Source organism: uncultured Duncaniella sp. (assembly GCF_910577345.1).
GTDB lineage: Bacteria > Bacteroidota > Bacteroidia > Bacteroidales > Muribaculaceae > Duncaniella.
Window position 1 is genome coordinate 85407 of sequence record NZ_CAJTMT010000008.1, and the last position, 12420, is coordinate 97826.

The window sequence follows — 12420 nt, forward strand, 5'->3', positions numbered from 1 at the left end:
AGGTTGGATATGAAGGAATGACCGTTATTGTCGTATGGATGTCAGTTGATGGAGTTGCCGAAGGGGAACAGGGCGAGTTTCATCAGTTTGAAGTGCTGGAGACCAAAAGGAATTCCGACTACAGTCACGCAGAAGATGAGACCCCAGCAAAGGTGGGTCAAAGCAATCGGTATTCCACCGACAAACCACCAGATGACGTTCATTATGCCGGCGAGGCAGCCCGACGGCCATGAGGTGTCGACAATCTGTGTGCCGAAAGGCCACAGAGCAAGGGCTGCAAGTTTCAGCGTCTGGAGGCCGAAAGGTATACCGATGATTGTGACCATCATCACCAGGCTAGAAATGGCATATTCAATGGCGATCATCAGTCCTCCGAAGACCACCCATATAATGTTGAGCAGTAAGTTCATTATGGTTGATTTTATTAGAAATCGTTTTAATCAATCGGGATAGATGGCAACTTTAATCACATTGTCGTCACCTTTTTCAAACATTCGATAGGCCTCTAATGTTCCGGAGAGAGGATAGCGGTGTGTGATGAGGTGGGTGGTGTCGATTCGGCCATCAGCAATGAGGCGGAGAATCTCCTCGCAGTCACATCCGTCAACTCCACCGGTCTTGAAGGTGAGATTTTTCCCGTACATGGATGGTAGAGGAAGCGTCTGTGGCTTCTCGTAGAGGGCCACGAGAGTGACAATCGCGTTCGGTCGGGCTGCTTGCCATGCCATTTGGAACGTATCATCCGTGCCTGCAACCTCAATGACACGGTCAGCTCCACCATTTGTGGAGACCGCCATGGCAGTATCGATACATTCTTCGGGAGCAACGACACAGACATCCGGATAATGCTCGGCTACGAAGCGTCGACGGCTGTCGTTTTTCTCACAGACGATGATGTGGCGGGGATTCTTGAGACGCAGACATTCGAGTGTGCAAAGCCCTGTCGGTCCGGCACCGATGAGCAGCACTGTATCATCCTCCGATATTTCAGAAATCCTCACTGCCCAGAACCCAGTGGCAAGAATATCGCCGGTGAAGAGTGCCTGTTCGTCGCTTACGCTGTCGGGAATACGTGTCAATCCATTGTCGGCAAATGGGACACGGACGTATGTGGTCTGACCTCCGTCAATCCTGCATCCAAGTGCCCATCCGCCATTAGGTGCCGTGCAATTGTTGACCCATCCGTTTTTACAGAAAAAGCATTCCCCACAAAAGGTCTCGACATTGACGGCGACTCTGTCTCCCGGTTTCACGGTTGATACGTCATTGCCAATGGATTCGACGATGCCGACCATCTCGTGTCCCACTGTAATTCCAGGTCGTGCCTGCGGAACAGCTCCGTGAAGGATGTGGATGTCCGAAGAGCAAATGCTCGCAAGAGTAATCTTCACTATAGCATCTTTCTGGTCTGAGATTTCGGGCTTTGACTTGTCAATCAATTCGAAAGTCCCGTTTTTGATATATGTCAGTGCTTTCATTACAAACTCAGAAATCATTAATTATGGTGTTGTATTTGAGTTTCAAACGGTTTAATTTGTATTTTAGTATACATTAATCATTGATAAGTTGGCTATTAAGACATAAAAATTTTAAGGAGGATTGTAATTGCCGATTTGAATAATTTGAATATTTAGTACTGACGTGGAAAAATTTTATTGACGTAATTTTGTCGGGATGGGAATTATTAGTAAATTTGCGTAATCAATTACGGAATTAACTACGAAATTATATGGATTTCTTTGAGAAGACAGGGCCGATGGCCATAGGAAGCCGATTGAGAATGCTTACCGATATTATTACAAAGGATGCTTCGGCTATTTATGCATTATATGGAATAGATTTTAAACCGAAGTGGTTTCCGGTCTTTTATGTTCTTGCCGATGAGCAACCGAAGAGCGTGACTGTGATTGCCAAGGAGATAGGCCAATCGCATCCATCCGTCAGTACGATTGTGAAGGAGATGATGGCAAAGGGATTGCTTGCTGAGGTCGACAATAAGATGGATCGTCGCTGCTCGCTCATAGGATTATCGTCAGAAGGGAAGAAGGTTGCACAGGAGCTTATAGTGCTGTTGCGAGATGTCGACAGGGCAATAAGACAGGTGGCAGATGAGAGTCGGCATGACCTCTGGGCTGCTATTGCGGAATGGGAGAGGCTGCTTGCTCAAAAATCCATTCTTTCACGGGTAGAGGATGTGAAAAGTGAGCGTGAACAGTCCGAAGTGGAGATTGTCAGCTTCCGGGAAGAATATTCGGAAGCGTTCTTCCGTCTGAATAAGGAATGGATTGAACGCTATTGGGAGCTTGAGGAACATGATATTGAAGTCCTTGAGAATCCGGATGGTATCATTGAAGATGGAGGCTACATATTTGTCGCGCTCTATGATGGACAGGCTGTCGGAGTGTGCTCATTGTCTCGAATGGATCCATCGACCGGCTATGATTTTGAGCTGGCAAAACTTGCCGTTGATCCAAAGATACAGCGTAAGCACATCGGGTTGCGCTTGTGTGAGGCTGCATTGGAGAAGGCCCGAGAGCTGGGAGCAGAAAATATATTTCTTGAGAGCAATACGCGACTTAAGCCTGCGATTGCGCTCTACCGGAAGCTTGGTTTCAAGGAATTGCCTGAGTTCCATCCGGCCTACGCTCGAGGTGACATACAGATGGAGATGAAATTGAATTAAAAAAACAGAATTAAAATGGACAGAAAAATTTTTGTGCGCCGTCAGGATGCAATTAAGAAAAGATTCAAGGGGGTGAGCCTCGATTCGCTTGCTGTGGGAGAAAAGTCGATGGTGACGAAGATGAATTATGTGAAAGGTGATTTCGCAACACTTCATTCACATCCACATGAACAGTGTGGCTATGTCATATCCGGAGAGTATCATCTGATTGTGGAAGGTGATGAGAGGATTGATGTCATCATGCATCCTGGTGATACTTACGCCATTCCGGGAAATACTCCACACTCCTTTGAGGTAATCGAAGGAGGGGAGGTCGTTGATGTCTTCACTCCACAGCGTGAAGATTATCTCTGATTTTTTATCAGCGGAGATGATATACATGCTCTTCAGAAGTTGCATCGACATGTAGCTTCTGAAGAGTATATGTATTTTGAGGTATGAGGAAACGATTTGGGGAAATATTGGCTGTTTATATATGAATTTGAATGGTGGATATAGTGGATTATGTGTATATTTGTACATTGAAAAATCCAATATCAAATATGAGCCACCCACTACCTGTTCATTATCACGATCAGTTGATCAATAATGGAATTCATACGAAAATAGTTACTCCCGCTGAGATAAACAGTCCGCCTGTTGATTATGCTCATAGGGATGACTACTACATATTCGGTATAATCACAGGAGGACAGTTGAAATGCAGTATTGATTTCAAGGAATACAATCTCCGGAGTGGCGACATCCATTTTATTCGTCCCGGTCAGGTCCATAGATTCATTGACTCGGAAAATTTTGAAGGGTGGATGCTCATGGCTGAAAGCGGCCTTGTGGATAGCTCCTATAAATATATCTTCGATGAAGTAGCAGTCAAAGGTATTCCGGCTACAGTTTCAATGTCTGAATCGGAGGAACTTAAATCATTGTTCCGAATAATCCATGAACGTAATGGGAATGGAGTGGATTATCCGGTGATTCGAAACCTTGTCAGTGCTTTTATCGGATTATTTGCTGAGAAATTTCAAAAAGTATGTGGTCAAAGCACTGTGTGCAACAACCGACAATTGGAGATTGTAATTCTTCTTAATTCGCATCTTGAAACGGATATTGTAAACAGCCATAGTCCGTCATATTATGCGGAAAAGTTGCATATATCACCGGTCTATCTTAATGAGGTTGTGAAAAACGTCACCGGATTAAGCGTTGGAGGTTATATTCGCAATGAGATTGTCCTCCGGGCAAAACGCTTGATGTATCACACGGATATGACGATTAAAGAAATAGCTTCATCACTCGGATTTGAGGATAATGCCTATTTCACCAGATTGTTTACAAAAGCTACGGGTCGATCACCGGTGAAGTTCCGGCAGAAACCTTGATTTGTCCAATTATACACGGTTTCTGTCCATTGTCGGATACTGTCAGTGTCGATAATTTTGCAGTCAAAAAAAGTAAAATGAAAAAGATTGAAAAATTACGTATCTGCAATTGGACACTGTTATCTCTGTCGCTCTTGATGCTCGTTTCGAGTGTGGAATTGGAATTGAACCCGGTCGGGGAAAAAGCATGGGTATGGTTACATCTCATATTTGGATGTTTTTTCACCGGATTCATACTATGGCATGTGAAGTTACATAGGAAACCGGTCGTGGATTCCGGACAGATGAAGCGTCATTATCATGGGAAAAATCTTCGTTGGCTGGGATTACTGTTTTTTCTTACATTGATAACAAGCGTAATTGCTACTTTCTGTTGGATTGGAAGCTATATCCATACCACTATAGGAGGTATTCATGGAAAAATAGGCTTTATATTCCTGATTTTTCTGTTGTTTCATATCAAGAACTACAGAAGATTCTACGGGGCGTGTGGGCATAATGCTGCCAAAGCTCGGGTTACGATAAATAGTTGAATCTATTTTTTACCATTCTGATTTTCATGGCTGCATTTTCCGGGCGTAGGTTCTTCTGACGGCTGTGATGAACAATAGCCATGCAATAAAGCTGCACAATGCTCCAAACATGTATGCCTCGCTTAGACCGCCGAAAAATTGCCCGATAAAACCTCCTGCAATCATTCCGGTTCCGATTCCGAGGTCATTGCTTGTTAAAAACATGGATGTCGCGGCTCCGCGATGATGTTCCGGGGCAAGATGGACAAACATTGTGTTGAATGAGGGGTGAAGTGTTCCGTAGGTCAGCCCCTGGAGCATAGCGGTAGTTAGAAATATTACATGTCGTGATTCCACCGGAAGCAGTTTCGCCGAAGCCAAAAGCGAAAAGGTCAGCGTAGCAGCTATGAGAGCGGTCCCGATCAAGCTCAATAACTTGCCGTTGTCGACCAAACGTCCCGAGAGGGGTCGTGAGATCGCAAGTCCGAGTGCCATGACCGTAAAGTACCATCCGGCATATTGGCCAATGGAAATTTCATCTGCATAGACGGCGATATATGTGACAGTGGCACCGTAGGGAATAAACACAAGTAATTGTGTGATTCCGACTGAAATTGCTTCCGGAATAAAGAAGTTGCGGATTGAAAGTCGATGTCTCACGAAGTGCTGTCTCGGAGGTATTCTTACCATAAAAGCCATTATTGTGCCACCGGCAGCCACTATGGAGATGATAAGAAATATGCTGTCAAATGTCAGGTGGCGGTAAGCGACCAGGGCTGCCAAAGGACCAAGGCACATGGAGAGGGTATTTGCGAGGCCATATATTCCAAGTCCTTCTCCCAGGCGTTTCTTGGGAACCATCTGGCTTACCAATGTTGTTCCTGATACGGTCGCTGTTCCGAACATCAAGCCATGAGTCAGCCTGACAATGACAAACAGTGCGATACTTCCTGCAACTATATAGCCGCAGAACAACAGGGCAAAGCCGATATATGCGATAAGGTATATCGGGCGACGCCTGAATGTGTCAAGGAGGTATCCGGCGACGGGGCGGACCAAAATACACGCCACCATGTAGCTCGATAGTATGAGTCCGACCGCAGAATCGTCGGCCATGAATCTGTCACGCAGATAAAAGGGCAGCAGTGGCATCAGTGCGTAGAAGCTGAGAAAGAGGAAGAAATTGGCAGCGGCTGCAAAGCAGAACCCGGGAGTGATAAGTCTGTCGGTTGTGTCGTGGATGTTCATTTTTTTGTGCATGTCATTTTTGGTGGCATATCGCTTCCAGTGTGTCCATTACAATCCTGCGATGCTCAGTACTTATAGGAGCGAGTATATCGTTGATGGTTTGTTCGGCAATTCCGATAACTGTTGTTTTGATGCTTTCGCCCTTCGGGGTAAGTTCAACAATGTTTTCTCTCCCGGACACTTCCCTGCGGTTCACGAATCCTTTTGATTCAAGACTGTCGATTGATCGTTTTATAGCAGCTGCATCTTTCTGGAGGGCATGGGCAATGTGGATTTGACTCCTGTTACCGTCGCGGTACAACACACGCATTACCTCATATTGGGAATATGGCAATGCTATCCCGGCGGAGGCGAGATTGTCGGAGAGCCTTGAAATCATGGTGCGCATACAGCGTTCCATGAGATAGCCGAATTGCAAAATGTCGTTTGTCATGATGTGATTCTGTTGAGATATACAAATTTAGGGATAATTATTGACATGTCAATAATTATCCCTAAAAATATTTCAGCTATTGCAGGTCAGATGCATTTACCGGTTATGGAGTCACACATAGTGGAGCCATTGATTTCAGGTACAGCTTCTACAAAATAGCTGTTCCCTGCCGGAATAATGTTGACTTTTCCTTTTGATTTCATATCCTTTATTCGTAAATCAGCTTCTTCCATGTCCGGGAAATCAAATGCCGAGGTGATTTCGGCCAAGGCGAGACGACCGCGCTCGCGGATGAAATCGAGAATTGCGTCATCACCGTCGTCAACATTGTCGACAGGCTTGATTCTACCGTCGCTTGCCATATCTATGACTTTGACAAAGGTATCATAATCGTTGTAGCCCCGGAGAAGTACCTGTTTGTCGCCATAGCTGACCAGACATGTCGGGAAGCCTGTCACTCCAAACATGCGCGTCAGTTTTAAATCTTCCTTAAAAGCTTTTTCAGCGGATCCATCCTCAATGTATCCGCGAAACTTCTTGACATCCAGGCCGACCTCTTCCGCGAGTTTGTCAATCACATCGTCATGTGAGGTCATGAGATATTCCGCCGCCGATGCTTCCCTGAGTCTGCGCAGGAAGCGGTCGGCTTTTCGCTTGTCGACCATCTGGGCTGCTTTGTAGGCGATGTTTTGCGGGTATGTGGATGGGTATTCACGGGAAAAAAGCGTGAATCCCGTTCCCTTTACCGGCATACCGTGTCGGCGTGATGCGTCCAGCCAATGTGCCTCTATCTGACGGTTGATTTGTGGAATGTCAGCATGTCCGATTCCGTTTGCCGGATCCCATTTTTCTTCGATATTCTCTACCAATCCTCCCATCACATAGCGGAATTCAATTTCACCCGGATAATGGGTTTCGAGTTTGCGGAACACCGGTTCAAGTCCCCAGCACCATGTGCAGAGGGGATCGGTAAAATTTGTTATGATTACTTTTTTATCCATGATTAGATGATTATTGTTGATTAATCAATAATCACAACGCTGTCATCACGGAAAAGTTCAACGGCGGTAAAATGAGAGAGGGCTGTGACTCCATGTCAAGGAAGTCACAGCCCATGAGTGAGGCAATCAGATGAAGAGGTTGAGATTTGCGTGGTCGGTGCGGTTCATGTAGGTTGCCACGCCGCCGATTGTCACGTTGTCGAGGAGTTCCTCGCGCTGCACGCCCATGACATCCATCGACATCTGGCAGGCAATGAATTCAACACCGTTTTCTATGGCTGCATCACGGAGCTGTTCGAGCGAGGCGATGTTCTTGTGTTTCATGATGTGGCGCATCATCTTGCTTCCTGCTCCAAACATGTTCATCTTCGAGAGCTTGAGCGATTTTGAATCGGAAGGGAGCATCATGGAGAACATTTTTCCGAAAAGGTCCTTGCTCACCTTGGGTTTGCTTGATTTCTTGATGGCATTTAACCCCCAGAAGGTGAAGAATATCGTGACTTTCTCGCCTGTGGCGGCTGCTCCGTTGGCAAGCACGAAGGTGGCGAGAGTTTTGTCAAGGTCATCACTGAAAAGCACAAAGGTCTTGCCGCGTCCTGCCACTGCGGTCTCGCAGTTTTCCCCGTTCTCTTTGGGATTTCCGCGACCCACGAAGATTTTATACTTTCCGGCTGTCGAGTCCGAGGAAATGAAATTGTTTCCTGTCGACTGACACCATGCTTCGGCATCACGTACAAAACCGGGATCGGTTGCGGTGATTTCAAGAGTTTCTCCGGGTGTCATGCGGTCCATAGCCTCTTTGAGTTTCATTATCGGACCGGGGCATGAAAGGCCACACGCATCAATTCTGATGGTTGAAGTTGCAGGTTTGGGGGTTGAAGATTTCACTTTTTCGGTATTGCAGAAGGGTTTAGGTTGGGGCAGGGGATTGGTGGCACTCTTGAAGGTCTTGATTCCTCCGATGAGGTTGCGCACGTCGTCGAAACCGTTCTGGCGGAGAATGTTTGACGCGAGATAGCCGCGGAGTCCAACTCCGCAATAGACCACTATGGGTCGTCCTGTCGGAATCTCTCCAAGTTGTCCGCGCATTGAGTCAAGAGGGATATTGATGGCTCCGGGAAGCGCACCGGTGGCAAATTCCATCGGGGTGCGTACGTCGATCAACACGAAATCATCCGCCTTGGCATTCTGCAAGTCCCTCCAGTAGATAGGGCTCATTTTTCCGGAGAGGATATTTTCGGCCACATATCCTGCGATGGCCACGGGGTCCTTGGCCGAGGAATAGGGTGGGGCGTAGGCCTGTTCAATCCTTGTCAGGTCTGAGACAGTGCCTCCGTTTTTGATTACCTCTGCAATCATGTCGATGCGTTTGTCCACGCCGTCATAGCCGACAATCTGTGCGCCGAGGAGTTTTCCGTCTTTAGGAGCGAACACCACTTTAATGGTCATGGGCAGTGCATCGGGGTAGTATCCGGCATGTGACGACGGATGTATGGTCGCCGAGAGATATTCTATGCCGTCATTTTTCAAACGTTTTGCCGCGAGGCCGGTGGCTGCGACTGTCATGTCGAAAATCTTGGCGATGGATGTGCCGATTGCACCTTCGTATTTGATTTTGTCGCCGAATACCATGTTGTCGGCAACGATTCTTGCCTGACGGTTGGCCGGTCCGGCGAGATAGTTGAGCCAGGGTTTACCGGTGACGGGGTGGGGATATTCAATGGCATCGCCGACAGCATAGATGTTTTCATCAGAGGTGCGCAGAAACTCATCCACCTTGATTCCGCGCATCGGGCCGATTTCAAGAGCTGCTTCGGCAGCGAGGGATGTATTGGGGCGGACACCGATTGAGAGGATTACAATGTCGGCTTCAAGTGTGCGTCCGTCTGCAAAATGGATTTCAATTCCATCCTCGGTTTTCGAAAATGATGAGACTGCTGTCTCAAGATAGAGGCGCACGCCTTTTTCCTGCAGATGCGAATGGACAATCTGCGCCATTGAGAAATCAATCGGAGCCATCACCTGCGGAGCCATTTCCACGACGGCTACTTCCGCACCGGCATGGCTGAGGTTTTCGGCCATCTCCAGTCCGATGAACCCACCGCCGACGATGACGGCGCGCTTCACATCACCCGACAAAACTTTTGCCTTTATCCTGTCAGTGTCGGCCACATTGCGCAAGGTGTAGATTCCTTCGCTGTTTATTCCGGGCAGAGGTGGGCGCACGGGTGACGCGCCGGGAGAAAGCAGCAGACGGTCGTAGCTCTCAGTGTACGACGAGCCGTCGGGACCTGTCACAGTGACGGTTTTCGCTTTCGGGTTTATGGCTGTCACTTCCGAGTTGACGCGCACGTCGATGTTGAAACGTTGTCCGAACGACTCCGGGGTCTGCACGAGGAGCTTCTCGCGCTCTGCTATCACACCTCCGATGTAGTAGGGGAGACCGCAGTTGGCGTATGAGATATGTTCCCCTTTTTCAAAGAGAATTATTTCGGCATCTTCCGAGATTCGTCTGATTCTTGCCGCTGCGGTGGCTCCGCCGGCCACTCCTCCGATTATAAGATATTTCATAATTGCTTGGTTCTTTATTTATTTTTCACAAAGGTAGATATAAACCGATAGGCGAACAAATGGTTTTTACTATCTTTGCATAGATAAAAACTATTGATATGACATTGCAGCAATTGAAATATGTGGTCGCAATAGACCGTTACAGCAGCTTCGCTCTGGCGGCTGAGGCTCTCGATGTGACTCAGCCGACACTGAGCGGTATGGTCGGCAAGCTGGAGGATGAGCTTGATGTCAAATTGTTTGAGCGCACGAGCCGGAAGGTGAGGACCACCACAATCGGAAAGAGGATAGTGGAACAAGCTCGCCTGATACTCATGGAGGCCAACCGCATCAAGGAGATGGTGAGCGAAAGCAAGGGTGCGGTCGCCGGAGAATTCAGGATCTCGGTGGGGCCGAGCATCGCGCCCTACATATTGCCGGACTTTATCAGGATTTATCTGTCGGACTATCCCGACGTAACCCTCTCTGTCGAGGAGATGCGTCCTGAAGCCATGATCAAATCCATTCTGGAATCGACGGCCGATGCCGGAATCGCCACCACCGGATTTGCAATCCCCGGACTGTATGAGATTCCGCTCTACACGGAGCGTTTCTTCGTCTACCTCTCCGAGAGCTGTCAGCGCAGGCTTGCCGTTTTCCGTCCCGAGGAACTGGAGCATGAGCATCTTTGGGTGATGAAGGAGGTGCAATGTCTGCGTGAGAGCGCCTTCAGTTTCTGCAAGGGGAGGATTGGCAAGCGACATGTCTATGAGGCAGGAAACATCGACACATTGATAAGGATTGTGGATGCCAACGGGGGCTATACGATCATCCCCGAAATGCACATCCCGATGCTCACGGAACAGCAGCGCCCGAATGTCCGCAGGATTGACGGCGACCACCTTTCATTGCGCAAGATGTCGATGTATATACGCGAAGATTTTGTGAGGGAACGGATGCTGAACACGGTCGTCGATACCTTGAAGAAATTTATGCCTGAAGGGATGATGGAGGCACCGCTCTTGCGAAACGGCATTCGCCTATGAGCCGTAGCCCGCTCCATTCCCGGGGATAAACATTACCATCGTCCGATTTGTTATGTTTATGTACTAAAATTCTATTAACCCAAAAGAAAAAACGTTATGGATATACAGAACATACTGTCGGAACTGACTGCCAAGTTTGGCAATTCGTTTGATATTTCTGCTGTCACAGAACATCTCAAAGGCATTGACACAAGCAATTTCTCCATGTCGGAGATTATTGAAAAAGTCAAAGGCTCAGGTCTCATCGGTGATCTCGACGGCGACGGAGTGCAGGAAAGCGTTTTGGACGAAATCAAAGGCAAAATCGGTGGCATTTTTGGGAAATAATCCAATGTAGAAGTTATAAATCGGCAGTGTGACACGGTGTCACAGTCTGCCGATTTTTTTTGCCCTCAAAAGTCACGGTCAATGCGGACTCTTACGCTAAATCAGCATCTCCTTCCGGACTTCAGGTCTGCCGAAGGGTGATGGCGTTGGATGCCTCACGTTTTTTCGCGCTGACTATGTCGGCATAAATCTGGGTGGTCCGGACACTGCGGTGGGTCAGCATTTTTGAAACTACATAGACATCTATTCCCAATGAAATCAGAATCGTTGCAAATGAATGGCGGAGGCAATGAAACGACAATTTCTTTTCGATTCCTGCTGATTTCACCCATTTTTTGAACGCATGTTGTGCCATCGAGCGCCGGAATCCTTTGAACACAAGGCCACAGTCGCGCTCGCCGCAATATTGCATGGCCTCTTCGCTGACCGGGAGCGTCACCTGACTATCGGTCTTCTCCGTGCGCAGGCGCAGACAGTGGCCCCCATCCGGACTGCGCCCGATGTTGTCCCACGTCAGGTTCAGGAGGTCGCTCAGTCGCAATCCCGTGAAAAGCCCGAACATGGAAGCCTGTTTTAAGACCGGAATGTCGCACTCGGTATCGGCAAGCATCCTCATTTCCTCAAGGGTGATATACTCTTTCCTGACCTCCTGCCATTTGAGCCCTTTTAGCCGGTCGTTGATATTTTCCGGGAAAAACCGTTCGCGATAAGCAATTTTCAGAAGGCAGCGGAATGTGGCCCAATATCCTGCGGCGGAGTTCGCCGACAATCGGCCGCCTCTTCCGGGATGACGCAATAAATCCGCGCTGAGGAGATAGCTGCGGAAGTTGTCACACAATGCCACCGTGACATCGCTGAAACAGCATTTGCCGCCGACAAAATTCTTGAAATGAAGATAGACACTTATCCATTTCTCATCCTGGCTTCGGGCTTTCTTCTCGAAGTAGGCGAGAAAATCCATTTTCTGCTTGGCCTTGTCGAGAAATCCGAATTGCTCGTTTATCAGCGACTGGTATCTGATGCAGCGGATAGCTTCAGCCTTGTCCTCCATCTCCTGATTGAACCGCCGCTGCTCCTCGGTCGCAGGCTCCGCATAGATGACAATGCCGAGAGTCTCGCGGCGAGTCATTCTGTTGGTGTAGGGATTGAGAATTGCAGGGTAATAGTCAAGATACAGTGAAATTTTCCCTCCGGCGTATGGCCGTCTGCGAAGAAATACTTTAGTACAAGTGTTTGTCATT

12 protein-coding genes are annotated in these 12420 nt (G+C 47.9%); 5 read left to right on the forward strand and 7 right to left on the reverse strand.

The window, feature by feature from the left end:
- Nucleotides 1–41: 41 nt before the first annotated feature.
- Both QZ310_RS05400 and QZ310_RS05405 read right to left on the reverse strand, forming a co-directional pair.
- The gene (locus QZ310_RS05400) at nucleotides 42–410 is read right to left on the reverse strand and encodes a YccF domain-containing protein (protein WP_297071182.1); all 369 of its coding nucleotides are present in this window, start codon (nucleotides 408–410) and stop codon (nucleotides 42–44) included.
- Between the two features lie 30 nt (nucleotides 411–440).
- Nucleotides 441–1478: an alcohol dehydrogenase gene (locus tag QZ310_RS05405; protein WP_297071183.1), complete on the reverse strand. Its 1038-nt coding sequence runs from the start codon at nucleotides 1476–1478 to the stop codon at nucleotides 441–443.
- Nucleotides 1479–1729: 251 nt separating this feature from the next.
- Between QZ310_RS05405 and QZ310_RS05410 the strand changes: the two genes are divergently transcribed.
- The 3 genes from QZ310_RS05410 to QZ310_RS05420 all read left to right on the forward strand — a co-directional run bounded on the left by QZ310_RS05410 (nucleotide 1730) and on the right by QZ310_RS05420 (nucleotide 4062).
- Complete coding sequence (locus QZ310_RS05410; RefSeq protein WP_297071185.1) at nucleotides 1730–2683, forward strand: bifunctional helix-turn-helix transcriptional regulator/GNAT family N-acetyltransferase; 954 nt, start codon at nucleotides 1730–1732, stop codon at nucleotides 2681–2683.
- 15 nt (nucleotides 2684–2698) lie between these two features.
- Nucleotides 2699–3037 (forward strand): cupin domain-containing protein, encoded by a 339-nt coding sequence (locus QZ310_RS05415; RefSeq protein WP_297071187.1) that lies wholly within the window; start codon nucleotides 2699–2701, stop codon nucleotides 3035–3037.
- A gap of 188 nt (nucleotides 3038–3225) precedes the next feature.
- On the forward strand, nucleotides 3226–4062 hold the full coding sequence (locus tag QZ310_RS05420) for an AraC family transcriptional regulator (protein WP_297071189.1): 837 nt from the start codon (nucleotides 3226–3228) through the stop codon (nucleotides 4060–4062).
- 557 nt (nucleotides 4063–4619) lie between these two features.
- Here QZ310_RS05420 and QZ310_RS05425 read toward each other — a convergent pair.
- The 4 genes from QZ310_RS05425 to QZ310_RS05440 all read right to left on the reverse strand — a co-directional run bounded on the left by QZ310_RS05425 (nucleotide 4620) and on the right by QZ310_RS05440 (nucleotide 9827).
- Entirely contained in the window at nucleotides 4620–5822 is a 1203-nt protein-coding gene (locus tag QZ310_RS05425) for an MFS transporter (protein WP_297071191.1), read from the reverse strand.
- 13 nt (nucleotides 5823–5835) lie between these two features.
- Nucleotides 5836–6255, reverse strand: a complete 420-nt coding sequence (locus tag QZ310_RS05430) for a MarR family transcriptional regulator (RefSeq protein WP_297071194.1) — start codon at nucleotides 6253–6255, stop codon at nucleotides 5836–5838.
- Between the two features lie 86 nt (nucleotides 6256–6341).
- On the reverse strand, nucleotides 6342–7256 hold the full coding sequence (locus tag QZ310_RS05435; protein ID WP_297071196.1) for a DsbA family protein: 915 nt from the start codon (nucleotides 7254–7256) through the stop codon (nucleotides 6342–6344).
- Between the two features lie 126 nt (nucleotides 7257–7382).
- Nucleotides 7383–9827: an FAD-dependent oxidoreductase gene (locus QZ310_RS05440; protein ID WP_297071198.1), complete on the reverse strand. Its 2445-nt coding sequence runs from the start codon at nucleotides 9825–9827 to the stop codon at nucleotides 7383–7385.
- Between the two features lie 98 nt (nucleotides 9828–9925).
- Here QZ310_RS05440 and QZ310_RS05445 point away from each other — a divergent pair, with 98 nt between their 5' ends.
- Both QZ310_RS05445 and QZ310_RS05450 read left to right on the forward strand, forming a co-directional pair.
- Nucleotides 9926–10852 carry a LysR substrate-binding domain-containing protein gene (locus QZ310_RS05445; protein WP_297071200.1) on the forward strand — a complete coding sequence of 309 codons (927 nt, stop codon included), beginning with the start codon at nucleotides 9926–9928 and terminating at the stop codon, nucleotides 10850–10852.
- 96 nt (nucleotides 10853–10948) lie between these two features.
- Nucleotides 10949–11179, forward strand: a complete 231-nt coding sequence (locus QZ310_RS05450) for a hypothetical protein (RefSeq protein ID WP_297071202.1) — start codon at nucleotides 10949–10951, stop codon at nucleotides 11177–11179.
- 121 nt (nucleotides 11180–11300) lie between these two features.
- On the opposite strand, the gene QZ310_RS05455 is transcribed toward QZ310_RS05450, so the two are convergent.
- Nucleotides 11301–12419: a site-specific integrase gene (locus tag QZ310_RS05455; RefSeq protein WP_297071204.1), complete on the reverse strand. Its 1119-nt coding sequence runs from the start codon at nucleotides 12417–12419 to the stop codon at nucleotides 11301–11303.
- Nucleotide 12420: the final 1 nt, after the last annotated feature.